29 protein-coding genes and 1 tRNA gene are annotated in these 21,808 nt (G+C 38.4%); 24 read left to right on the top strand and 6 right to left on the bottom strand.

All coding sequences use genetic code 11. The features are described from left to right. Nucleotides 1–97: 97 nt before the first annotated feature. Nucleotides 98–194: transfer RNA gene (locus B4U37_RS21955), tRNA-Sec, on the bottom strand. A gap of 140 nt (nucleotides 195–334) precedes the next feature. Here B4U37_RS21955 and B4U37_RS10595 point away from each other — a divergent pair. The 14 genes from B4U37_RS10595 (at nucleotide 335) to selB (ending at nucleotide 10,940) form a co-directional block, all read left to right on the top strand. Further along, nucleotides 335–1,096 carry an AAA family ATPase gene (locus B4U37_RS10595; RefSeq protein WP_010193504.1) on the top strand — a complete coding sequence of 254 codons (762 nt, stop codon included), beginning with the start codon at nucleotides 335–337 and terminating at the stop codon, nucleotides 1,094–1,096. A 21-nt stretch (nucleotides 1,097–1,117) separates the two neighbouring features. Then, entirely contained in the window at nucleotides 1,118–1,777 is a 660-nt protein-coding gene (locus tag B4U37_RS10600; RefSeq protein ID WP_088018185.1) for a DUF429 domain-containing protein, read from the top strand. 81 nt (nucleotides 1,778–1,858) lie between these two features. Then, complete coding sequence (locus tag B4U37_RS10605) at nucleotides 1,859–2,335, top strand: GyrI-like domain-containing protein (protein WP_088018186.1); 477 nt, start codon at nucleotides 1,859–1,861, stop codon at nucleotides 2,333–2,335. Between the two features lie 11 nt (nucleotides 2,336–2,346). Then, nucleotides 2,347–2,838, top strand: coding sequence for a GyrI-like domain-containing protein (locus tag B4U37_RS10610; RefSeq protein ID WP_088018187.1), 492 nt, complete (start codon nucleotides 2,347–2,349; stop codon nucleotides 2,836–2,838). Nucleotides 2,839–2,972: 134 nt separating this feature from the next. Continuing rightward, nucleotides 2,973–3,353, top strand: coding sequence for a GntR family transcriptional regulator (locus B4U37_RS10615; protein ID WP_088018188.1), 381 nt, complete (start codon nucleotides 2,973–2,975; stop codon nucleotides 3,351–3,353). Nucleotides 3,354–3,356: 3 nt separating this feature from the next. After that, the gene (locus B4U37_RS10620) at nucleotides 3,357–4,253 is read left to right on the top strand and encodes an ATP-binding cassette domain-containing protein (protein ID WP_088018189.1); all 897 of its coding nucleotides are present in this window, start codon (nucleotides 3,357–3,359) and stop codon (nucleotides 4,251–4,253) included. After that, nucleotides 4,237–4,992: a hypothetical protein gene (locus B4U37_RS10625; protein ID WP_157663766.1), complete on the top strand. Its 756-nt coding sequence runs from the start codon at nucleotides 4,237–4,239 to the stop codon at nucleotides 4,990–4,992. Before B4U37_RS10620 ends, B4U37_RS10625 begins: the two co-directional genes overlap by 17 nt. After that, the gene (locus B4U37_RS10630) at nucleotides 4,989–5,687 is read left to right on the top strand and encodes a hypothetical protein (protein WP_088018191.1); all 699 of its coding nucleotides are present in this window, start codon (nucleotides 4,989–4,991) and stop codon (nucleotides 5,685–5,687) included. Before B4U37_RS10625 ends, B4U37_RS10630 begins: the two co-directional genes overlap by 4 nt. A gap of 438 nt (nucleotides 5,688–6,125) precedes the next feature. Next, nucleotides 6,126–6,968, top strand: coding sequence for a hypothetical protein (locus B4U37_RS10635; protein WP_088018192.1), 843 nt, complete (start codon nucleotides 6,126–6,128; stop codon nucleotides 6,966–6,968). A gap of 60 nt (nucleotides 6,969–7,028) precedes the next feature. Then, nucleotides 7,029–7,844 (top strand): hypothetical protein, encoded by an 816-nt coding sequence (locus B4U37_RS10640; protein WP_157663767.1) that lies wholly within the window; start codon nucleotides 7,029–7,031, stop codon nucleotides 7,842–7,844. Between the two features lie 131 nt (nucleotides 7,845–7,975). Next, nucleotides 7,976–8,125 carry a hypothetical protein gene (locus B4U37_RS21960; RefSeq protein ID WP_157663768.1) on the top strand — a complete coding sequence of 50 codons (150 nt, stop codon included), beginning with the start codon at nucleotides 7,976–7,978 and terminating at the stop codon, nucleotides 8,123–8,125. A 162-nt stretch (nucleotides 8,126–8,287) separates the two neighbouring features. Continuing rightward, the gene (locus tag B4U37_RS10645) at nucleotides 8,288–8,779 is read left to right on the top strand and encodes a hypothetical protein (RefSeq protein WP_088018194.1); all 492 of its coding nucleotides are present in this window, start codon (nucleotides 8,288–8,290) and stop codon (nucleotides 8,777–8,779) included. A gap of 60 nt (nucleotides 8,780–8,839) precedes the next feature. Beyond that, nucleotides 8,840–9,067: a spore germination protein gene (locus B4U37_RS10650; protein WP_088018195.1), complete on the top strand. Its 228-nt coding sequence runs from the start codon at nucleotides 8,840–8,842 to the stop codon at nucleotides 9,065–9,067. 19 nt (nucleotides 9,068–9,086) lie between these two features. Next, nucleotides 9,087–10,940: a selenocysteine-specific translation elongation factor gene (selB, locus tag B4U37_RS10655; RefSeq protein WP_425444110.1), complete on the top strand. Its 1,854-nt coding sequence runs from the start codon at nucleotides 9,087–9,089 to the stop codon at nucleotides 10,938–10,940. Between the two features lie 23 nt (nucleotides 10,941–10,963). On the opposite strand, the gene selD is transcribed toward selB, so the two are convergent. Further along, the gene (gene selD, locus B4U37_RS10660; RefSeq protein WP_088018197.1) at nucleotides 10,964–12,028 is read right to left on the bottom strand and encodes a selenide, water dikinase SelD; all 1,065 of its coding nucleotides are present in this window, start codon (nucleotides 12,026–12,028) and stop codon (nucleotides 10,964–10,966) included. 267 nt (nucleotides 12,029–12,295) lie between these two features. Between selD and B4U37_RS22690 the strand changes: the two genes are divergently transcribed. Together B4U37_RS22690 and selA are read left to right on the top strand one after the other, a co-directional pair. Further along, nucleotides 12,296–12,433, top strand: a complete 138-nt coding sequence (locus B4U37_RS22690) for a SelT/SelW/SelH family protein (protein WP_244951569.1) — start codon at nucleotides 12,296–12,298, stop codon at nucleotides 12,431–12,433. Between the two features lie 79 nt (nucleotides 12,434–12,512). Continuing rightward, nucleotides 12,513–13,910, top strand: a complete 1,398-nt coding sequence (gene selA, locus B4U37_RS10670) for an L-seryl-tRNA(Sec) selenium transferase (protein WP_088018199.1) — start codon at nucleotides 12,513–12,515, stop codon at nucleotides 13,908–13,910. On the opposite strand, the gene B4U37_RS10675 is transcribed toward selA, so the two are convergent. Beyond that, the gene (locus B4U37_RS10675) at nucleotides 13,894–14,037 is read right to left on the bottom strand and encodes a small acid-soluble spore protein P (protein WP_010193529.1); all 144 of its coding nucleotides are present in this window, start codon (nucleotides 14,035–14,037) and stop codon (nucleotides 13,894–13,896) included. The two genes, selA and B4U37_RS10675, sit on opposite strands and share 17 nt — an antisense overlap. A 135-nt stretch (nucleotides 14,038–14,172) precedes the next feature. Here B4U37_RS10675 and B4U37_RS10680 point away from each other — a divergent pair, with 135 nt between their 5' ends. Then, nucleotides 14,173–14,439 carry a hypothetical protein gene (locus B4U37_RS10680; protein WP_010193531.1) on the top strand — a complete coding sequence of 89 codons (267 nt, stop codon included), beginning with the start codon at nucleotides 14,173–14,175 and terminating at the stop codon, nucleotides 14,437–14,439. A gap of 113 nt (nucleotides 14,440–14,552) precedes the next feature. Here the strand turns inward: B4U37_RS10680 and sspO are convergent, their stop codons facing one another. Further along, nucleotides 14,553–14,702: a small acid-soluble spore protein SspO gene (gene sspO / locus B4U37_RS10685; RefSeq protein ID WP_010193533.1), complete on the bottom strand. Its 150-nt coding sequence runs from the start codon at nucleotides 14,700–14,702 to the stop codon at nucleotides 14,553–14,555. Nucleotides 14,703–14,997: 295 nt separating this feature from the next. On the opposite strand from sspO, the gene acnA reads away from it, so the two are divergent. Together acnA and B4U37_RS10700 are read left to right on the top strand one after the other, a co-directional pair. Then, a complete protein-coding gene (gene acnA, locus B4U37_RS10690) occupies nucleotides 14,998–17,703 on the top strand; it encodes an aconitate hydratase AcnA (protein WP_088018200.1) in 2,706 nt (901 codons plus the stop codon). 559 nt (nucleotides 17,704–18,262) lie between these two features. Next, nucleotides 18,263–18,772 carry a TlpA family protein disulfide reductase gene (locus B4U37_RS10700; protein WP_088018202.1) on the top strand — a complete coding sequence of 170 codons (510 nt, stop codon included), beginning with the start codon at nucleotides 18,263–18,265 and terminating at the stop codon, nucleotides 18,770–18,772. 39 nt (nucleotides 18,773–18,811) lie between these two features. On the opposite strand, the gene B4U37_RS10705 is transcribed toward B4U37_RS10700, so the two are convergent. Beyond that, nucleotides 18,812–19,507 (bottom strand): DUF1287 domain-containing protein, encoded by a 696-nt coding sequence (locus B4U37_RS10705; RefSeq protein WP_088018203.1) that lies wholly within the window; start codon nucleotides 19,505–19,507, stop codon nucleotides 18,812–18,814. A gap of 16 nt (nucleotides 19,508–19,523) precedes the next feature. Continuing rightward, on the bottom strand, nucleotides 19,524–19,976 hold the full coding sequence (locus B4U37_RS10710; protein WP_245840076.1) for a DinB family protein: 453 nt from the start codon (nucleotides 19,974–19,976) through the stop codon (nucleotides 19,524–19,526). Nucleotides 19,977–20,257: 281 nt separating this feature from the next. Between B4U37_RS10710 and B4U37_RS10715 the strand changes: the two genes are divergently transcribed. From B4U37_RS10715 to B4U37_RS10735, 5 genes are all read left to right on the top strand, one after another. Continuing rightward, nucleotides 20,258–20,392 (top strand): FbpB family small basic protein, encoded by a 135-nt coding sequence (locus B4U37_RS10715; RefSeq protein ID WP_082153446.1) that lies wholly within the window; start codon nucleotides 20,258–20,260, stop codon nucleotides 20,390–20,392. Nucleotides 20,393–20,458: 66 nt separating this feature from the next. Then, complete coding sequence (locus B4U37_RS10720) at nucleotides 20,459–20,602, top strand: acid-soluble spore protein N (RefSeq protein WP_088018205.1); 144 nt, start codon at nucleotides 20,459–20,461, stop codon at nucleotides 20,600–20,602. 92 nt (nucleotides 20,603–20,694) lie between these two features. Continuing rightward, nucleotides 20,695–20,937 (top strand): small acid-soluble spore protein Tlp, encoded by a 243-nt coding sequence (gene tlp / locus B4U37_RS10725; RefSeq protein WP_088018206.1) that lies wholly within the window; start codon nucleotides 20,695–20,697, stop codon nucleotides 20,935–20,937. A gap of 111 nt (nucleotides 20,938–21,048) precedes the next feature. Next, complete coding sequence (locus B4U37_RS10730) at nucleotides 21,049–21,474, top strand: acyl-CoA thioesterase (RefSeq protein WP_088018207.1); 426 nt, start codon at nucleotides 21,049–21,051, stop codon at nucleotides 21,472–21,474. A 3-nt stretch (nucleotides 21,475–21,477) separates the two neighbouring features. Beyond that, complete coding sequence (locus B4U37_RS10735; RefSeq protein ID WP_088018208.1) at nucleotides 21,478–21,783, top strand: hypothetical protein; 306 nt, start codon at nucleotides 21,478–21,480, stop codon at nucleotides 21,781–21,783. The last annotated feature ends 25 nt before the right edge of the window (nucleotides 21,784–21,808 follow it).

A 21,808-nucleotide genomic window follows, 5' to 3' on the forward strand; every position in this document is an offset into this window, starting at 1 on the left:
CATAGACAATGCAACAGCCTTCGTTATTCAAATTGGATAAATAGTTGGGTAGCTTTTTTGAGGTGTAAAAGGTATGAGGGTTTGTGAAGAATATGTATGGCGGGACTGCGTGGGAATCGAACCCACCTGAGACGGCACGCGCCTCACAAGCGGTTTTGAAGACCGAGACAAGCACCAGCATTGCAATCAGCCCCATACATTGGATAGTACCATTTTACTTATAGCTATGGAAGAATGCAATAAAAATATTGTTATAAAAATTGGAAACATTTGTTCGGTTATGGTACATTATTCACTATAAGAGTACTATTTTCAAAAAAGGAGGGAGAAAAAGTTGAAATTAGAGAAAGAAACCCAATACATAAGAGGAATTACATTAAAAAGAGAAACCATTCCCACATTCGACCAATTCCCTTTCAACCTCCCAGTAATAAAAAATTTGAACACACTTCACCTTCATCCTAATGTCACTTACATCATCGGGGAAAATGGAATGGGTAAATCCACGTTGCTTGAGGGTATAGCTATTGCTTTAGGCTTTAACCCTGAGGGAGGAACGATAAATTTTAATTTTACGAGCTACGACTCCCATTCGGAATTAGACAACTATTTACGGGTTATAAAAGGTGCAGAGAGACCAGAAGACAGCTTTTTCTTTAGAGCGGAGACCTTTTATAATGTTGCAACCAATATTGAGGAAATGGACCGTGAATCTGGAGGCGGAAGAAGAATCATTGATTCATTTGGAGGAAAATCACTGCACCAACAATCGCATGGAGAGTCCTTTTTCGCAGCATTTGTGGAAAGGTTTCAAGGAAAAGGTTTATACATACTTGACGAGCCGGAAGCTGCCTTATCACCGCTGAGACAAATGTCGATGCTTGCCAGAATTAACGAGCTGGTGCAAGATGGATCGCAATTCATTATCTCTACTCACTCCCCGATAGTCATGGCTTATCCTGGTGCAAAAATTTTAGAGCTTACAGACGAAGGAATGTGCGAAACCTCTTTAGAGGAGACTCCTCACTTTACAATTATGAAACAATTCTTTGGTAATAGAGAAAGGATGTTGTATCACCTGTTTCAGTCTAATTGAGGAGTTAAAGGAGGAAGACGAATGATTGTAATCGGATTGGACTTAGCTGGTCCAAGTAATCATAAGGATACAGTACTAACCGTTTTTCAACAAAATAAGGATCATTTAATTTTCCAAAAAATGATCTCAAACATCAGCGACGAAGAAATATTATACGAAATTATAGACTTAAGTAGATTAGATGAGGTCGTCATTGGAATAGATGCTCCATTATCCTATCAGGATGGTGGTGGAGACAGAATGAGTGACAAACAGTTACGAAAATTTATTGTTTCCTTAGGGATGAAGCCAGGTTCCATTATGCCGCCGACATTCACTAGAATGGTATATCTTACATTAAGAGGGATCAAGCTCACGAGAGAGATAGAGAAACTCCATACGAATTTTCCAGTTTCTATAGTTGAAGTGCATCCAGGAGCGGCAATGGGATCAAGAGTATCGGAAAAAAAGTTAGAATATGTTCTTACATACAAGCAAAATCTTTCATCACGAAAATATCTTAAGAACTGGTTTGAACAACAAAACGTGATCGGGTTGCCCGATGGTGTAGAAAATGAGAGCCACTCCATCGATTCTTGTGCAGCAGCATTGGCAGCGTGGCACTGGGCGGATCAATCATTAAAGCCACAATGGATATATACAGCACAGCCTCCCTTGCATCCATATGATTATTGTTGTTAAATGCAAAATCTAAGCAGGAGATTTATCTTTTATATCGAAATCAACGAATGGTGAATTTATCCAAAAGAGGCGGGTGTTAATATGATTCAGAATTCCATTGCAACATTTAAGTGCGAAGTGGTTCAAAGAAAACTACAGTTAGTTGGTCAATGTGCCACAGGTAATTTTCCAAAGTCCTTTCCTGAAGTTGCGATGAATGTACAACAAGAATTTGAGAATAGAAGAGACGAAGTGAGGCATGCGGTAAATCGTGATGTGATTTATAGTCCGTACCTTGCAAATAGTCTGGTTGCTACTTATTTTGCCTGTGTGGAAGTGCAGGAATATCAAGATATTCCTAAAGGGATGATGGCATTAAATATCCCACTGACAACTTATGCAAAAATAAGCTGCTCAAACAAAACAGTTGATATAGGTTATGACAGAATCTTCTCTTGGATGAAGGAAAATGGATACAGTCAAGAAAGTCTAGAGAAAGCATTTCCTATCGAAGTTTTTTATTTTGAAGACAATGTAGAGGAAGAAATCGTAGAATTATATATTCCTATAGTCGAATAGGGGGTTATGATATGAAAACATTGGTTGGTGAAATAGTAACTATTCCTGCTTATCGGGCGATGGGATTAAAGTGGGAAGGTGCCTATGCAGAGGTGCCACAACTAAAAGAACTTATAATTCAGATGAGTAAAAGAGTTGGTGAGTTTGCTTTTGCAAAAGAACCTGAAACGCAATTAGGGTTATCTTATCATCTAAGATCTGATGGGTTTGTTCATTATTCTGTTTTTGAAGTGGATGAACAACAGGAGATACTGCCTGGAATGATAGAAATCATTGTTCCAGAGATGACCTATTTAATAGTCAAGCACCCTAAAGGAAAAAATATTGGCGCCACTTATACGGGAATTTATCAATGGTTTAAAGAGTGTGACTATCAACCGTTAAAAGAAAAAGGTATAGAATATTTCGATGATCTGCCAATAAAGCATGAGAGATATCCTGTTGATAGAGATTTAGAAGATCCCCATTTCGATATCCTTATTCCAATTGAATTAAAATCATGAACATAAAACGATGCCACTAGCTGGTGTCTTTTTTTTTGTGTAAAAAATTTCCTCAATAGTCGTTGCATTATTTTGGTAATTATAATATACTACATTACAACACTAATGCACTATGGTTGGATGGAGGTGGAACATTGATATTAAACACGGATGGTACAAAACCGATTTATGTGCAAATTGCTGAATGGCTTGAAACAGAGATCCTTAACGGTAATTTCCTCCAGGATCAAAAAGTGTATTCCCAATATCAATTAGCTGAAATCTTTAATATAAACCCTGCAACTGCAGCAAAGGGTCTTACATTATTGGTGGAAGATGATGTCTTATATAAAAAGAGGGGGCTCGGCATGTTTGTAACAGAAGCAGCACAAGCTATCATCCTGACGAAAAGGCGGGAACATACGTTGAAAAGACTGGTTACCGAATTGGTATCAGAGGCTGAACAATTAAATGTAGGGATGGATGAACTGCTTGAGATGGTAAGAAAGGAAAGTAAACAGAGCAAGGGGGAGTAATGGATGAAGGTAGTGGATTGTGAGGGCTTGGTTAAGAAATACGGTCGATCAAAGGCACTTAATGACCTAAGTTTCCAAATTAGTGAAAATAAAATAACAGGGTTGATTGGGAGAAACGGTGCAGGGAAAACGACTCTTTTAAAAATAATGGCTGGTTTTCTAAAGCAAACTTCAGGAGGGATTAAAATCTTTAATGAACAACCATATAATAGCTTGTTTGCTTCAGCCAACAGCATTCTTGTAGATGATCAAATGGCGTTTCCCACTGCGTTAAATTTAGGAGAGGTGTTGGATGCAGCAGGAAGATTTTACGCTAACTGGGATGATGGATTGGCCAAGAAATTATTTGATTACTTTTCTTTTCAGAACAGTCAGCGACATAGTGAATTGTCCAAAGGAATGAAAAGTACGTTTAACATGATCGTTGGCTTGGCTTCAAGGTGCCCGCTTACCATGTTTGATGAACCTACTACTGGAATGGACGCATCCGTTCGCAAGGACTTCTATAGGGCTTTGCTTAAAGATTATATTGCGAACCCTAGGACAATCATTATTTCAAGTCATCATCTGGAAGAGATGGAGGACCTTCTCGAGGATATCCTTCTACTGAACGATGGACAAAAAATATTACATCTGCCCGTGTCTGATTTAAAAGAATATGCAATAGGCGTCAAAGGAAACCCAAAGGGACTTATTGAGTGGTTGGACGATAAAGAGGTGCTTTATAAAAAAGAGATTGGTACTTCCATGATATATGCTGTAATCGAAAACATTTACTCGGAAAAAATCAAAAAAGATGCAAATAAATTTGGATTTGAACTCTCGCCTGTTTCATCCAATGACATTTGTATCTATCTAACTGGGAAGGAAAAAGGAGGGATTGATGATGTCTTTAAATAAAGTAACACTGGAACAAGTAGTGAAAAACCAGTTTATTTATAAATTAGGTGCCTATTCTGGAGTTTTTATATCTTTGATTATTCTGCAACTAATCGCAGTGCTTTTTTCTCTGAATGGTGTTGGCATGTCTGGAGGAGGATCTGAGCAAATAAGCTACAGTCTACATTATTATTCTGGCAATCTAGTTTTTATTTTCACTATGTTATGGGTGTTTATTGTATCGATTATCATTACATCAAAAGCATATCGAAATGAGGACTTCTCCTTTGTGAACAATAGGTTGAGTAGTGATTTATCAAATATTCTATTTGTAATTTTGGTCAGTGTTATCGGGACAGTTACCTCTTTGTTATCGCCATTCCTGATAAAAATGATTCTGTTATTCCTTCCGAAATTCGATTTGATTTATTATTCTCCAGTTTCCATTAATATGGTCAGTTTCTTTTTTTATGGAATAGTTACAGCGTTTTGTTACATTTTTCTTTGCGGAGCAGCTGGATATTTTGTGGGGACGTTGGTTAGGTTGTCTTCACTTTTCAAGATCATGCTACCTGTAGTGTTTGTAGGGTATTTATTCTTCGGTGAGATGATCAGTGAGGTCAGCAGTCTACCTACCATTGTGGAATTCTTCTACTTTGATTCTTCACCAGTAACATTTGTTCTTAAAACTATATTCACTGTGGTTCTATTGTTCGTTAGTTCTGTTGCCATCTTCAACAGAGTGGAGGTCAGACAATGAACAGTTTAGTAATTATTTTAGTCATTAACATTGTCATCATGATTGCTATTATTTTGAGTGTTTATACTTTCTTTTCTAAACAAGCGAAAAGTATTAATTTCTCCACATCCGTTAAGAAAAACATATTAGTTTTAGGTGGGTACGTAATTATTCTGTTTGTCTCTATGGTTATGAACTTTTTGATTCCAGAAGAAAAATTAATGGAAGTCGAAAATAAAGGAGGGAATCAAGAGGGATTTCTCCTATATGAAAACCTCATGAATAAAGAAGAAGTTGGCGAAAAGTACCTTGAAAGTTTTGATGTTTATCCACTTAAAGAGAAGGAACTTGTAATAAGAAATAGTGAGGGATTTGCAGAATATAATGTATTATTTCAAAAAACCGAGGAGTTACAGGAGGAAATAGAGGTCCAATTTTATAAAGGCCAATTTGAAATTAATGAATTTGATTTTTCAGATGAACTTCCACTTCCATCGATTCGCTTTACTAATAATATAATAGAAGTGGAGAATGCTCCATATTTCGAAAAAAATATTGGTTTCATGACCCCGGAGTTTCCGTTCACACAATTTAATAGAGAGCGTTGGGAAGAGCAAGGTTCTAGCAGCGCTTCGAGGAGTCCCATCATTTACATCAAGATCCCAAAGGATGTGGATGTAATCTGGAATAAAGAAAGTATATTCGAGACGAAGTAAAATAGACAAATCAAAAACCCAGCATGAAGCTAGCATCCATGCTGGGTTATCTGTTTTTCTCATCTGTTTTCTTTTTCGCTATATAAAAAGCTAGTAAAACTAAAGGAATGGCGATAAAGAACGGAATGTTGATGTGGCTTTGTGTCACAATAGCTAAAAGCAGTAATACTCCAATTCCAATAATGATATATAAACAGCCTCGACCGAAAGTCTCCAGTTAAATCCCCCCTAAGATTATCAATTTAGTCTAACATATGCAGTTTGGTCGTAAGTACAACCCATAAAAGATTCAAGGATTATTTTAAAACATTACTTATAAACCTGGTGTCTCAAAAATTCTTCATTTTCTTACAATTTCATTAAGAAACCGACAAAAAATAATACCTTTTGAGGAATATTATAGTAGGTATGCGTTACAACTGGAAAGGAGGTGAAGCGATGAATGTGCGTCACAGTTTGATTCTTTCACTTTCCTTACTGTTTTTACTGCTTTTTCCTACAATAGGAGTTGCTGAAAAAGGAGCTAATCAAGCTGAAGGGAACGGAAAACCTGCTGAAAAAACTGTTATTGACTCAAAAGAGGATTCGAAGAAGGAAGAGACTCCTGGCATTAGTAAACCTGAAAACTCTAATAATGAGAATGCTAGAGTTAACAACAGCAAAGCTACAATGCCAAAGCCTGATAAGAAGTCAGAGGTAGTTGTGCCACAAAAAGTGAAGCAGGCTGAACCGTCCAATAAGCTCCCTGCCCAGGCAAATGAGAAAGCAAAAAAGGTTCGGTTAGAGAAAACAGATAAAAGTAAGAAATCAAATCCAAACCAGCCTATACATAATAAGTCAGAATCAAAGAAGCCGTCTGAAGTTGTTAAAAAGAATGTTGGTCCTGAGCCTATTAAAAAGATACGAAAGGAGCAACTAACGGACACCTCAGCAAATGAATTAGATGATAGTTTAAAAGAGTCGCCCAAGCTAAGTCAAGTCAATACTGCTAGAGTAGAGGCTAATGGCGATTCACCAATGAAGGATCTCCCTGAGCAATTTCCTGAATCAGAGTCTCCTGAATTTTTTATAACCCAGACTAAGCCTTCAGGAAATAACGGGAAAGGACATTCTTCTGATCAGAAAGTGTCATCAAAATCTATTTTTGACCTGATAGCAGAATCTTTAGAGGAAATACAAGTGAATTTCCTGCAACCTTATGTAATGAGGCAACATATTTATCGAGACCAGTGGGTAAACGCGCCACCAGCACCACCGCCGGAAAATGCTCTTTTTTTCTAAAAATATATAAAACTATATGATAATAGAAAAGGGAGCGAATTTAAAATGAAAATCAACTTTATGAACGGTAAAACAGTCGTGAAATCTTTAGTTTTAGCAGGTGTACTTTCTTTAGGATTCGGAGTTGGAATGAGTGAGGCTGCTGGAAAAGAAAATAAGCCAAATACAGCACAAAAGGTTGAAGTCCAAGCGAAATCTGTAAAAGAGGAAAAAGTGAATCCTTCCGCTGAAAATAAAGCAAATTCAAAAGCAAGCGAAAATGCTAGCGATCAGGCGAAAGCTAATGCTTCTGCTAACTCTGCGATACATCATTCCACGGAAAAAAAAGAGGAAGAGCCTAAAGAAGCACAACCGGTTATGGATGAAGTTCAGGAAGAACCTGTAACGGAAAAAGCGGTGGAAGTAGAAAAGAAGCAAAAAGCACACAAAGGCCGTTCCATGGCAAGTGAAAAAGCCAATGAACAAGCGAAACTAAATGCTGCGCCAAATGCTGCAGTTCACGGTAATGCTGAAGAAGTTGTGGAAGAAGAAGCAACAGAAGAAGTGACCGAGGAAACTACAGAAGAAGCAACAGAAGAAGTAACTGAGGAAACTACAGAAGAAGCAACAGAAGAAGTGACTGAGGAAACAACGGAAGAAGCAATAGAAGAAGAGACTGAGGAAACAACGGAAGAAGCGACAGAAGTAGTGGAAGAGGAAACTTCAGAAGAAACTACTGAAACTGAAAAGGTAAGTCCTTCAGTTGAGAACAAACAAAACGCCAACGGTAGCAAAAATGCTAACGAAAAAGCGAAAGAACATGCTGCACTTCAATCTGCCGTTCGTATTACGGTAGAGGAAGAAACAATGGAAGAAGAAGAAACGGAAGTAGAATAATTAATTAGTAGACTCCAGGGTTCACAAGAATCCTGGAGTTTTTTAAATTTTTACTCTCTCCTGTCACATTTTTTCACAAAGCGCATATACTTTCCATTGTGTGATAAAAATTTGTAAGGGGAGTTTGAGCCATGAAAGAACTAATTTTAAAAGACGGAAATGAATTTGCAGAATACAAATTGGAGACATTTGCAACTGATTTTAAAGTGGTTGAAGTAAATGTTTCTGATTCAACAGAAAGCTTACCGGCTTTAGTAAATCCAATAAAACTAAACTACTAAATTTCAAATTAATGATCTTGCAATCCTACATAATGGAAAAGCAAGAAGAGAGAAGCGTACCGTATTGGTGACGCTTCTTTTGCATTGTACCGTATAATATTTCAAGTTTCTCCAATTGATTGGTATAATCGGGGATAAAGACAGTTTTAGTGGAGGAACGACTTGGACTTATATTGTACAAAGCATAAAAAGGCACTGGCGGAACGTTATAATAGGGTCACACATGAGATTGAACCATATTGTGTGTATTGTGAAATAGAAAATAAATACGAAACTCAAATTCAAAACAGCAGTAAGGTAAGCAGGAAGATAATGAAGAACTTGAGCGGCAAAATCTGGACAGTTTTGGTGTTTTTCGCTCTAATTGTGTTTTTTTTACCGATACATACTTTTGTAAAGGTTATCCTCTGTGTCTTGTTAATTTTTATGGCATTGAAGTTAATATTTGATCCTTTTCTATCCTTGCCAGCAGAAGATCGTAAACCTGATTGGGACGATATCCGGGCTAAAGCGCTTAATCAAAGCAGTATCCAGGCAAATGAGGTTGCAAATGTCAAAAGGCAATGGAAAAAGGGTTTTTTACAGGAAAAAAGGCACACATCTTGGACAGAAGAAGAGTGGCAACAATACTTGAAACAACATTATAAAAAATAGGACGTCCACCTATACAAGCACAAGCATGCTATCATACGCTATCAAAAAGGGGTGGCGGAGATGGGTTGTTTTATTAACAAAGTAGTAATTAAGAATGTAAATGGTGGGGTCGTAAACTTCGGAAATATTTTTAAAGCTTGTCCAATAGCAGAGGAAACTGGTGTGACAGGCTCTGGTTCCGGAAATCTTGGACAGTGCATCAAAACATTTACAAAAATCAGTGTGGTCAACATATGCGGGAAGAAAAATGTTCAAATTAATGATGAAATAGGTGAGGGGTTTGATTAATAAACATTATACCATTGGGATGGCAGGGCATATCGATCACGGAAAGACCACATTGACAAAAGCGTTGACTGGTGTGGATACGGATCGACTCAAAGAAGAGAAGGAGAGACAGATATCCATTGAACTCGGGTATGCGCCGTTAAAAATGGATGACGGTTCTCTCTTATCCATTATAGATGTGCCTGGACATGAACGGTTTATTCGTCAGATGATTGCAGGGGTGTCGGGAATCGACCTGGTCATTTTGGTCGTCGCTGCAGACGAAGGGGTAATGCCACAGACGAAAGAACATCTGGAAATAGTCAAGTTCCTCCAAATCCAGAAAGGAATCATCGCCATTACAAAAAAAGATAAGGTGGAAGAAGATTTATTGGATTTGGTTAAAGAGGAAATAATGGATGAGTTAGAGGGTACCGTATTTCATCATTCTCCAGTAATTTTCTTGGATAGCACCAAAAATATTGGTATAGAGGACTTAAAGGAAACGATCTTTGGTCAATTAGAAGATATACAACATAAGCAGGAGACTGGAGATTTTCGTTTGCCGATTGATCAGGTATTTACCATCAAAGGGCAAGGGACGGTCGTCCGGGGAACGATTTTGGAGGGGATCGTTCAAACAGACGATGAACTTCAAATTCTTCCTGCTAGAGTACCAGTAAAAGCAAGGCAGTTACAAGTACATAATAAAATGGTTGATAAGGCAATGGCCGGTCAGCGGGTTGCAGTAAATCTTCCAAATATTAGTGCTGAGGATATCACTCGAGGGGACGTACTAGTTCTTTCCCAGACATATGAAACAACAGATACCATTGATGTCAGTTTGAAATTCATTAAAAAGCTGCAATATCCTATTAAGCAAAGAAGTGTATTAAAAGTACATATCGGTACTGCCGAAGTGATGGGGAAAATCATCTTTTTTGATCAAAATGAATATCAAGATTCAAATGAAGATGTTCTGTGTCAGTTGCGTTTAGAGCAAAAAATAACAGTGAAACGAGGAGACAAATTCATCGTCAGAAGACCTACTCCAGTGGAAACAGTCGGTGGAGGCTGGGTGATTCAAGCAAAAGGCTCCAAATATAAGTTTGGAGAAAATACAATACGAACACTACAAAAAGTGAAAGAAGGGAGCCCGGAAGAAAGGGTCGCTCAAGCATTAAGAAAGAATAAGCTGTTAGAACCTAAAGATATACTAGAAGAAACAGGATTGAGCAAAATGGAGCTGGATTCCTTATTGGAAGTAGGAAAACTTATCAAAATAAAGGATAAATACTATACATGTTCAGAAAATGTAAAAGCTACTTCACATCAAGTAACCAGCTATATTCATGCTTTCCACGAAGCCAATCCATTAAAAGCCGGAGTGGCAAAGGCAGAAATACTCTCTAACTTTTCAAATTCGGTACCTAAGGACTTAGTAGAAAATGTCCTCCAATCACTACAAGGTGATGGAAAATTAAAGCGTCATGATAGTTTATTGTATGATGCTGGCTTTGAACCTCACTTTCCTCCTGCTTGGAAAAAAAGAATGGAACAGGTCGTAACTCGTATTGAGGGGGACGCTCTTACACCTAAACCTTATGAACAATATGGACGAGAGGCGGGACTTCCTGAAAAGGAACTGCGCGACCTTCAGCACTATTTAATCAGGCAGAAAAAAGTGTATGAGTTGGATGAAAAGTATTTAGTGAGTGTAAAAAGCATAGAAAGTTCTGTCTCTAAACTAAAGAAGAAATGTTTAAAGGAAATAGAGCTGAGCGGAGTAAAAGAGGAACTTGGATTGTCCCGTAAGTATTTGATTCCTTATATGGAATTGTTAGATGCCTTACAAATTACAAAAAGAAAAGACTCTGTTCGGTATTGGTTATAAGAAAACGGTGCTACTGAAATTCATCAGTAGGCACCGTTTTTATTTACATAAATGTATTTTTCACTTTTTTCTTTAACAGCTCCTATAACAGCAGCATGCACATTGTTCTCTTTAAGCTTGCTTACATACTGATATGCTTCCATTTCAGGCATGCTGACCAACAAGCCGCCAGATGTAATGGCATCACACAACACTAGTTGCTCATGTATAGAGACACAATCATCATAACAGACCTCATTCTCTAACCATTGATGGTTTGACTTAGATCCACCAGGGACAATTCCTTCTTCTGCCAGCTCATAAGTTCCGGACAGAACAGGAACCTTCTTTTGATCGATATGTAAGCTTACGCCGCTTCCACGGGCGATTTCACATGCATGTCCGAGAAGTCCAAAACCAGTAACGTCTGTAACAGCATTCGAATTGAATTCTTTCAATGTTTCAGCAGCATGTTTGTTTAAAGATGCCATTGTCTCCGTTACAAGAGTAATTTGTTCATCCGTTGCTTTTTCCCGCTTTATGGCAGTAGTAAGAATCCCTACACCAATAGGCTTTGTTAATACAAGTGCATCTCCGGGGCGAGCACCGATATTCTTCCAAATATGATCCGGATGGGCAAACCCTGTAACAGATAAGCCGAATTTTGGTTCTTGGTCATCAATGGAATGACCACCAACAATGACTGCACCGGCTTCCTTCACTTTATCCATCGCACCTGAAAGGATAGAGTGAAGAATTTCGGGTCCCAATTTCTTAATGGGATATCCGACAATATTGAGTGCTGTTTTTGGGGTGCCACCCATCGCATAAACATCACTCAATGCATTCGCAGCAGCTATTTGTCCGAACATGTATGGGTCATCCACAACCGGTGTAAAATAATCAAGTGTTTGGATCATGGCAATTTCATCTGTAATTTTATAGACGCCGGCATCATCTGAAGTACTGTAGCCAACCAACAAATTAGGGTCGTGGATATTTGCAGGTAAATCACGCAAAACTTGCGCGAGGTCGCTAGGACCAAGTTTGCATCCTCAACCAGCTTTAGTCGAAAGTGATGTTAAACGAATTTTTTCGTGTTCACTCATATTAGGGCACCTCCTGTCTTATCTAAGTATATTCGTCCAGAGGCTCGTTTACCAGTGATAAAGATTTGAATTTTGCGAAAAGATAGTAGATGTACTATGATAATAATAGTGACTGAGAAGGAATATCTTGGTCATCGTAGTAAAACTTGCATAGGAGGAAAACTCATGAGCAATTTCAAAGTATCTATCGAATTTTGCATGCAGTGAAACTACGCGCCAAAAGCCGCGAGTTTCGCGGAATCACTATTCACCCATTTCCGAACGGATATCTCCTCTTTGGAGCTAATTCCAAGCTCCGGTGGGAAATTTGAAGTGACGGTAAATGGGGAAACGATTTTTTCTAAAAAAGAAACAGGTGTGTTTCCGAAAGCGGAAGACATCATCGCCCAATTAGAAGGTAAGTAAGAGAGGAGGGGAATCCCTTCTCTTTTACGTTTTCATTGCGTTATAATAAGAAGATGATTCGACGGAAAAGGTGAAAAAAGTGAAAGACATATTACGTAATATCCCTCCAGTTCATGAACTGCAAAAACATCATCTATTTATTCTTTTAGGCAAAAAATACAATCTAGATGAAACGGTACTTACTTCCATAATTAGACAGGTGTTAGATGCAGTAAGAAATACCGTTAAAAGTGGACAGCACATAAATAAAGACCTTAATTCCTTCATTTGGGATGAAATAGAAGAGATTGCTAAAGCGAAAAATAAACCAAGCCTTCTTCCTGTTATCAATGCAACGGGAACCATTTTACATACAAATTTAGGACGTTCAAGATTAAGCAGAGAGGCAATAGACCGAGTGGTGGAGGTCGCCGAAAATTATTCCAACCTTGAATTTGATATAATTTCAGGTAAACGGGGCTCTAGGCATGATATTGTCGAGGATTTAATTAAAGAGGTAACAGGTGCGGAAGCTGCCATGGTAGTAAATAATAACGCAGCAGCAGTGTTTTTTATCTTGAATGCGTTTGGCAAAGGGAAAGAAGTAATTGTTTCGAGAGGCCAGCTTGTGGAAATTGGAGGTTCTTTTCGTATCAGCTCCATCATGGAAGAGAGCGGTGCCAAGCTTGTGGAGGTAGGAACCACCAACAAAACCCACCTTAAAGATTATGAGGAAGCTCTTACTGATGGAACTTCCATGGTGTTAAAAGTACACACAAGTAATTTTAAAATAGTTGGATTTACTCAGGACGTATCAACACAACAACTCGTTGATTTAAAGAAGTTTCAAGATAATTTGATTGTCTACGAAGATCTGGGTAGCGGAGTCCTTTTTGATTTCACAGAAGCGGGTATCGGAGAAGAACCAGTTGTACAAAAAGTGTTAGAAACTGGTGTAGATATCGTGTCGTTTAGCGGTGATAAACTGTTGGGTGGACCCCAAGCAGGTATCATAGCCGGAAAAAAACAATATATCGATCAACTAAAAAAACATCAACTAGCCAGAGTGCTTCGAGTGGATAAAATGAGTTTTGCTGCGCTAGAGGGGACATTACAAGCATATGCAAACAATAAAGCAAAAGACATTCCAGCGGTAAGAGATATGTTATTAACGATCGAAGAGGTTAGAGAAAGAGCCACAGTATTCCTTTATTCCGTAACTTCACTAATGATGTTTCAATGGGAGCTTGTAGAAGATGAATCCATGGTGGGCGGTGGAACGATGCCAGAAGTGAAAATACCATCCATCGCTATTAGGGTGCAAGCCGATACTCTTTCGTCTCAAAACTTGGCAGACGAGTTAAGAAAAGGAACCCCTAGTGTGGTGGTACGGCTCCAAGATCAGCATGTGATTTTGGATTTCCGGACTATCACACAAGGGGAAATACCAAAGCTAGTGGAAGCTTTTCGTAAAATTGAGCTTACATATCGTGACTAGAATTATGCTTTTGACGAGTATGCTGGCGGTTTTTCACTTTATGAGATCCGCTTAAAGGTGCGGGTTGGCCTGATTGATTATCTTTAGGCTGGTTTCTGACCATATCTTTGTGGCTGTTTTTGTTCATGGATTATCTCCTCCTTTGCTTATAGTTTTTGAAAAACGGACAGGTTTATGCTCAACTGTCTGAGGTATATTTTTCTTTTAGACGGGCAGTATAGGTAGAGCTATTCTTTACTTTAATCTAAAGGAGCGAAATGATATGCCATATCATAAAGATAAACAGCAAGCATTCCAAGCAGCGCAACAAGGAACAGAACAAGCGAGAGATGTATATGAAGCGATTGTCAGAAACGACCCAAATTACGGGCATGATTTCAAACGATTAGAAAATGAAGTAAACGAAGCGATGGAGCAGATCAACAATGCACTAGAAGTAGCTTCTGAAACACAACGACCGCAATTGATGCAATTTCAGGCAGACCTTCAACGATTGATGCAGCAAGGCGATGGGAATACGCTGGAGTAGAGTGTAGTAGGAGTTAGGCTAATTCTGAACCGGTATTATAGGTTTGGGATTGGCTTTTTTTGTATAAAAAAATCAACCCCACATATTTGGAGTTGACTTCACATTTACTTCTATTACTGATTCTTCTTACGTTTTTTATTATTCTGCTTCTGAGCTTCTGTCAAAGGCTCATTGGAAAGTTCCTCATTATACCCAGCACCTTTGCCCTGTCCGCTAGCACTGTTCATACCTTCGATGACATGGTTTGATTTTCTTTTTGCCACTTTGCTTCACCTCCATTTATAGTTTCTCCTGAGGTTTCAACAGCATGTATTTGTGGAATATTATGAAAGATAAGTGTAACTTATGTGATTTGATAACTTTATTGATATTTACTTATGAGAAATGTTGTATTAAGATAATATTGTAAGGACTATTCGGTGGGAGAAACAACTCGAAAATTGTCTCAAAGAAAAACATTCGCAAACGCTTTCCACTAAAAGAAAGCTTGTTTTTCAATGCCTATTAATTGTTCATAGCGAGGTCCTATTAAACTATGAGTAGCAGGGGGTAATACATATGACGAAGCAAGATGTTTTTAATGCCCGCACGTCTTTTGATGTGAACGGCAAAACGTATCATTACTATTCTTTGCAAGCGCTTGAAAAAGCAAACATTGGTAACGTATCACGCTTACCATACTCCATTAAAGTATTATTAGAATCCGTTTTACGTCAAGTAGACGGCCGTGTTATCACAAAAGAGCACGTTGAAAACTTAGCAAAATGGGGAACAGACGAGCAGAAGGAAGTAGATGTACCATTCAAACCTTCCCGTGTAATTCTTCAAGACTTCACAGGAGTTCCAGCTGTAGTTGACCTTGCATCTTTACGTAAAGCAATGGCTGACGTTGGTGGAGATCCTCAGAAAATTAATCCTGAAATTCCGGTTGATCTTGTAATTGACCACTCTGTACAAGTTGATAAAGCTGGTACAGCTGATTCTTTAGACTTCAACATGAAGCTTGAGTTCGAACGTAATGCAGAGCGTTACAAGTTCCTAAGTTGGGCAAAGAAATCTTTTGACAACTACCGTGCAGTTCCACCAGCAACGGGTATCGTTCATCAAGTTAACCTTGAGTACTTAGCAAACGTTGTCCACGCTGTGGAAGAGAATGGCGAGTATCTTGCCTTCCCAGATACACTTGTTGGAACAGATTCTCATACAACGATGATCAATGGTATCGGTGTTCTTGGATGGGGTGTAGGTGGTATTGAAGCAGAAGCAGGAATGCTTGGCCAACCTTCATACTTCCCAGTTCCTGAGGTTGTTGGGGTTAAATTGACAGGTGCACTTCCTAACGGAACAACTGCAACTGACTTAGCACTAAAAGTTACACAGGTTTTGCGTAAACATGGTGTGGTTGGTAAGTTTGTTGAATTCTTCGGACCTGGTGTATCTGAACTGCCACTAGCTGATCGTGCAACTATTGCTAACATGGCACCTGAGTACGGAGCAACTTGTGGATTCTTCCCGGTTGATGAAGAGTCTCTTGACTACATGCGCTTAACTGGACGCAGTGAAGAACAAATCAAATTGGTAGAAGAGTATTCCAAAGCAAACGGATTGTTCTTCAGCCCTGATGCTGATCCTATCTACACAGATGTTGTAGAAATCGACCTTGGGGAAATCGAACCAAACCTTTCTGGACCTAAACGTCCACAAGACCTTGTGCCACTATCCATGATGCAGGAAACTTTCCGCAATGCACTAGTAGCTCCACAAGGTAACCAAGGCTATGGTTTAACTCCTACTGACATCAATAAAGAAGTAGAAGTGACATTGGCTTCTGGTGAGAAAACGACAATGAAAACAGGATCTATTGCGATTGCATCCATTACTTCCTGTACCAATACATCCAACCCATACGTATTAATCGCTGCTGGTTTAGTTGCGAAAAAAGCGGTGGAATTAGGATTGGAAGTACCAAGTTTTGTGAAAACTTCTTTAGCGCCTGGTTCAAAGGTTGTTACAGGATATTTACACGATTCTGGACTTCAACCATATTTAGATCAATTAGGTTTCAACATCGTAGGTTACGGTTGTGCGACATGTATCGGTAACTCCGGTCCATTGGCGGACGAAATTGAAGAAGCAGTGGCAGAAAATGACTTGCTTGTTACTTCTGTACTTTCTGGTAACCGTAACTTTGAAGGACGTATCCACCCGCTTGTAAAAGGTAACTACCTTGCATCTCCACCACTAGTTGTGGCATATGCGCTTGCTGGTAATGTGGATGTTGACCTTCAAAATGATGTAATCGGTAAAGATAAAGACGGAAACGATGTATTCTTTAAGGATATCTGGCCTTCCATGACAGAAGTGAAAGAAGTTGTTAAATCAACGGTAACTCCAGAGCTATTCCGCAGAGAATATGAGCATGTATTTGATGACAACAAGCGCTGGAATGAAATCCAGACTTCTGATGAAGCATTGTACTCATGGGATAATGATTCCACTTACATTCAGAACCCACCATTCTTTGAAGGGTTAACTGCTGAAGCAGGAACTGTAGAGCCACTTTCTGGTCTACGTGTAGTTGGGAAGTTTGCAGACTCTGTAACAACTGATCATATTTCTCCGGCTGGTTCTATCGGAAAAGATACACCTGCAGGTAAATACCTACAAGCAAATGGTGTAACTCCTCGTGAGTTCAACTCTTATGGTTCCCGCCGTGGTAACCATGAAGTAATGATGCGTGGTACGTTTGCAAACATCCGTATCCGTAACCAAATCGCTCCAGGTACAGAAGGCGGCTGGACGACTTACTGGCCAACTGGCGATGTAATGAGCATTTATGATGCTTGCATGAAGTATAAAGAAAAAGGTACTGGCCTTATGGTCATTGCTGGAAAAGACTACGGTATGGGAAGCTCCCGTGACTGGGCTGCTAAAGGAACAAACCTACTTGGAATTAAAACAGTTATCGCGGAAAGCTTCGAAAGAATCCACCGCAGTAACTTGGTTCTAATGGGAGTTCTACCTTTACAGTTCAAAGATGGTGAAAGTGCAGAAGTACTTGGCTTGACTGGTAAAGAAACGTTTGAAGTAGCTGTTGACGAAACAGTTAAACCACGTGACTTTGTAAAAGTTACTGCTACAGACGAAGAAGGCAACAAAAAAGAATTTGAAGCACTTGTTCGTTTCGATAGCGAAGTAGAAATTGACTACTACCGTCACGGTGGTATCCTGCGTATGGTATTGCGCGACAAGCTAAAAGCATAATGTGATAAAGATAAGCTGGTCTCTTAACACGGGGCCAGCTTTTTCTTTTGATTTAAATGTTATAAAATTGACATAGGTTAATGGAAATTACATCATTACATATGATTAAATGATAGTAATACAATGTAGAGGAGTAAGATATGGATGCTGTTCAATTAGGTCCGCTGCTAATAAAGAAGTCTTATCTGGTTCTTCTTTTTTCATGTCTACTAGCATATCTTTATATTGCTATATACCTTAGAAAGAAACCGGAAATCGTAAAAACAGTAGAGAACCATTTAACTTCTGGCTTACTAATATGGATCCTTATTTTTAAATTTAGTATTATTATTTTCAGACCGTCCATCATTTGGACAAATCCCTATGGACTGCTTTTTTTTACAGGGGGGACAAGGGGATTTTATCTAGCAATAGTTGTAACAATAGTTTTCTTATTTTGGAAACTTCAACAATCCAATATACATATTAAAACTTCAGCATTCATTCTAATCCCAAGTATTATAATAATCATCTCTAGCTATTACGGAATAACGGCAATTTTATAAAGGTGGGAAAGTAGATGGTAAAAAAAATAATAGCAATCGCCTTTCTTGTTGCATTAAGTGGCTATGCTATCTTTCAGGTGTTTGGAGAAAAAGATCCGGCTACTGGCACTCAACCTGGGGACAAAGCAATGGACTTTGAACTTAGTACACTAGAAGGAAAAACAGCTCAACTTTCTGATTATGAAGGAAGAAAAGTTATTGTGAACTTCTGGGCTACGTGGTGTGGACCGTGTCGAGCTGAAATGCCAGAAATGCAAAAGTTCCACACAGAAAATGAGGATGTCGTGATGCTTGCTGTTAACTTGACTACAAGCGAGCCGAGTATAGATTCAGTCAAGAAATATGTTGAAGAGGGTGGATATACTTTTCCCATTCTTCTTGATGAGGAAGATATCTTTAGGCACTATCAAGTCTTGACTATGCCTTCTACTTTCTTTATTGATTCAGAGGGTGTCATTTCCTATATGCATTTAGGCCCCATGACATATGAATTGATGGAAGAACAGGTTGCGAAAATGAATTAATGAGGGAGGTTGTATAGAGATAATCTGTGCAACCTCCTTTTAAAATTTCCAACGAAAATGACCGGTTATCGGCGATTTAAAAGACGTTAGCTTAATTTCAGAAGCAAATGGATATGTGTTATGAATAATATAGGGGATCCCATCTTTCGTTCGTTTATCTGAAACAATGCCAACATGATCGAAATCTCCACCAAGAAACACGATAATATCTCCGGGTTGCCATTGCTCTAAATTATCAATATCCCCTTTAATAACTTCTGTCGTTAACGACTGTGCATACCTTTCAAAAAATACAGATTGATTTGGAACACGTCTAAAATCAATGTTAGGGTCTGGTGAACCACCAACTCTTGGATACAGTTCTGTATTTTCGGCAATATCCACATCCATAAGGTCCTTTAAATTTATTCCCGCTCCCATAAACCCACGCCACACTACGTCCGTACAAACACCCTCTGTCTCTGGTGGGTAACCACCGTCATAATACACACTTTTATAAGGTGTACGCTGCTCTACCTCTTTCCTTGCAGTTAAAACAATGTCTAACTGATCTGGTATGCCGTTTTTATTATGATCAGTTTCAGATAAAGTTGAAGGGATATCCAGTGTTTTGGTAAAGGGAATTGATACATTAATTCCTAGATAGTCAAAAACAATGCCTTCCTTAAAAAAAAAGGCAAATCCTAATAGAAAAATTAATGCCCCTACAATAAAAATCCTCGCTTTCTTTTTCATGCTTCACCTCTCTCAGTTAATCAGTTAGGCTTATTATTTGTTTCATATGGTGTATATCGTGTTTTACAAACATATGTAAGAATGAATCGAGAGTATATTTGCGCTTTTTCTTCCCGATGGTGAAAGTAACTTCTTGATCTAAATTCTCTATTTTGTCCATTAGCTTATTTCTTGTGGTGACAAATTCCTCAATAAGTACATTAGTGTCTTCAAAGGTTCTAATTGATTCTATAGCTTTTTCATTGTAGGTATCATGATCCGGGAAGTCTGGTAGAACACCGTTGTCTTTCATTTCAGGCACCATATTTTCCAACAAAAATAAATCCCAGAAGTAAATATGGCCGATGATTTCTTTTATTGACCACTTACCTTTTGAAAGAGGTTTGATTAATTCACTTTCTTCTTTTGCTCTAAATGAATAGAAAAACTCCAAATTGTATAGATAGGCTTCATATGTTGAAGTTGTCATTTTCATCAATCACCCTCACTTTTCAAAATATTCTCTCATTAGATTGTACAGTAAATACATAAAAGAAACAAGAACGTATATTCGACTTTATGGCTATTTATACCAGTTTTTAATTTTCTGAATTCGGTTATATACATACTAACTATCCTCAATATCTACTTTCTATAGACTGACCTCTTCAAATTTTCATGAAATTCTAATTAATTTCGCAGAAAGTTATCATAATTTTAGAGTATTTTGGACATTAATACTATTACAATAATTAATAAGTAGGTGAGATGATGAGAAGAATCCGTAAACGTTCATTTGAAGAACTTGTTTTAGAGAACAAACAGCTTTTATTAAAGGACGAAGAGGCACTTCGTAAAATTGAAGATCGCTTAGAGGAAAAGATGTTAAATAAAGCAGCAGAATAACTTTCAAATATTTCTTGTTATGAATTTCCCTCCACCTTGAGATAGTAAAGGTAGGAGGGATGTTTTATGAGTAATCCAAAAAGAGTCAGCAAACGGATGCAACCAACACATATTGGGACGAAATCACGTGAAGCAGGCGGCAATAAGGGCAAACAAATGCAAGATACATCAGGTAAACATGCTCAAGTAATTCAAACAAAGGGCGAATAATACATCCAACAATTTCAAGTGTTATTAAGCCTTTCACTGCAAAGAATAATGTTTGTAGTAGCTTTTCATTCGATAAAGGGAGGCGTTTTGTTATGGACCAAAACAAACAACATCGTGCAAACCCGGATGATCGCAGTGATAATGTAGAAAAACTACAAAGCATGGTGCAGAACACAATAGAGAATATTGAAGAAGCACATGATTCCATGCAATTTGCCAGTGCAGAGGAAAGAGCTCGCATTGAAGCGAAAAACCAGCGTCGCGAAGAAAGCATTGCTGCTTTTAGGTCTGAAATTAAAGACGAAGCAAGTGCTCGCGAAAACGGTCTTCAGTAAAAAGGAAAAGGCGGGCAGCGTATGCCCGTCTTTTTTAAAGGTTTTTTTAATGTGGAAAAATATTCTTTTATGTTATTATTATCAAATACAGCTAAGTAAGGGGGAGCAGAGATGCTAATTTCTAAAAAAGAAATAGAAGTACGGTATGCGGAGACAGATCAAATGGGGGTTGTGTATCATGCCAATTATCTGGTTTGGATGGAACTTGGCAGAACACAACTTATTAAAGATTTAGGCTTTTCGTACGCAGAAATGGAACGGGACGGAGTTATTTCGCCTGTAATTGACATAAATGTTACATATAAAAAGCCTCTTCGTTACGGAGAAGTTGCTACTATACATACATGGATTGAAACATACGATGGCTTTCGAGTGGTCTATGGTTATAAAATTCTAACACCAAACGAGGAAATCGCATTGTTGGGAAGTTCCTCGCATGTGTGTGTGACAAAAGATAACTTTAAACCGATTATAATTCGAAAGAAATATCCAGAGTGGCATGCTGCCTACGAAAACGCTAAAAAGCAAGGAGAGTAAAACATGGCTTTCGGAATCAAACGAGGTGAACTTCAAGAGTGGAAAGAGAATGTGAGAAAGGGAGAGATTGCCTTCCTTACCCACTATTGGATTCACCCGCGCTTTGATGGTATAACAACCGTCACAAAAGCCGGTTGCTGTGATGTGAAAAAGCTCATTGACTGGGGCAGGCAATATGGTTTGAAGGAAGAATGGATACATAAAAGGGATCAATATCCTCATTTTGATTTAATCGGAGACACCCAACTGGAGATTTTGAAAAAAGAAGGTCAATGGACACAGATTCATCGATTCTTTGAGCATAAATAAAGAATTAGGACTTAATAGTCCTAAT

This window comes from Sutcliffiella horikoshii (assembly GCF_002157855.1).
In the GTDB taxonomy this organism is placed as follows: domain Bacteria; phylum Bacillota; class Bacilli; order Bacillales; family Bacillaceae_I; genus Sutcliffiella_A; species Sutcliffiella_A horikoshii_C.

Coding starts and splice junctions, on each gene's coding strand:
- B4U37_RS10710 (WP_245840076.1), bottom strand. CDS start 19,976: ATGACAACTTCAACATATGAAGCCTATCTATACAATTTGGAGTTTTTC.
- B4U37_RS10735 (WP_088018208.1), top strand. CDS start 21,478: ATGGCTTTCGGAATCAAACGAGGTGAACTTCAAGAGTGGAAAGAGAAT.
- B4U37_RS10630 (WP_088018191.1), top strand. CDS start 4,989: ATGAACAGTTTAGTAATTATTTTAGTCATTAACATTGTCATCATGATT.
- B4U37_RS10635 (WP_088018192.1), top strand. CDS start 6,126: ATGAATGTGCGTCACAGTTTGATTCTTTCACTTTCCTTACTGTTTTTA.
- tlp (WP_088018206.1), top strand. CDS start 20,695: ATGGACCAAAACAAACAACATCGTGCAAACCCGGATGATCGCAGTGAT.
- acnA (WP_088018200.1), top strand. CDS start 14,998: ATGACGAAGCAAGATGTTTTTAATGCCCGCACGTCTTTTGATGTGAAC.
- selB (WP_425444110.1), top strand. CDS start 9,087: ATGGCAGGGCATATCGATCACGGAAAGACCACATTGACAAAAGCGTTG.
- B4U37_RS10625 (WP_157663766.1), top strand. CDS start 4,237: ATGATGTCTTTAAATAAAGTAACACTGGAACAAGTAGTGAAAAACCAG.
- B4U37_RS10720 (WP_088018205.1), top strand. CDS start 20,459: ATGAGTAATCCAAAAAGAGTCAGCAAACGGATGCAACCAACACATATT.
- B4U37_RS10640 (WP_157663767.1), top strand. CDS start 7,029: ATGAACGGTAAAACAGTCGTGAAATCTTTAGTTTTAGCAGGTGTACTT.
- B4U37_RS10680 (WP_010193531.1), top strand. CDS start 14,173: ATGCCATATCATAAAGATAAACAGCAAGCATTCCAAGCAGCGCAACAA.
- B4U37_RS10650 (WP_088018195.1), top strand. CDS start 8,840: ATGGGTTGTTTTATTAACAAAGTAGTAATTAAGAATGTAAATGGTGGG.
- B4U37_RS21960 (WP_157663768.1), top strand. CDS start 7,976: ATGAAAGAACTAATTTTAAAAGACGGAAATGAATTTGCAGAATACAAA.
- B4U37_RS10675 (WP_010193529.1), bottom strand. CDS start 14,037: ATGAACAAAAACAGCCACAAAGATATGGTCAGAAACCAGCCTAAAGAT.
- B4U37_RS10705 (WP_088018203.1), bottom strand. CDS start 19,507: ATGAAAAAGAAAGCGAGGATTTTTATTGTAGGGGCATTAATTTTTCTA.
- B4U37_RS10600 (WP_088018185.1), top strand. CDS start 1,118: ATGATTGTAATCGGATTGGACTTAGCTGGTCCAAGTAATCATAAGGAT.
- B4U37_RS10610 (WP_088018187.1), top strand. CDS start 2,347: ATGAAAACATTGGTTGGTGAAATAGTAACTATTCCTGCTTATCGGGCG.
- B4U37_RS10620 (WP_088018189.1), top strand. CDS start 3,357: ATGAAGGTAGTGGATTGTGAGGGCTTGGTTAAGAAATACGGTCGATCA.
- B4U37_RS10730 (WP_088018207.1), top strand. CDS start 21,049: ATGCTAATTTCTAAAAAAGAAATAGAAGTACGGTATGCGGAGACAGAT.
- B4U37_RS10715 (WP_082153446.1), top strand. CDS start 20,258: ATGAGAAGAATCCGTAAACGTTCATTTGAAGAACTTGTTTTAGAGAAC.
- B4U37_RS10700 (WP_088018202.1), top strand. CDS start 18,263: ATGGTAAAAAAAATAATAGCAATCGCCTTTCTTGTTGCATTAAGTGGC.
- B4U37_RS10605 (WP_088018186.1), top strand. CDS start 1,859: ATGATTCAGAATTCCATTGCAACATTTAAGTGCGAAGTGGTTCAAAGA.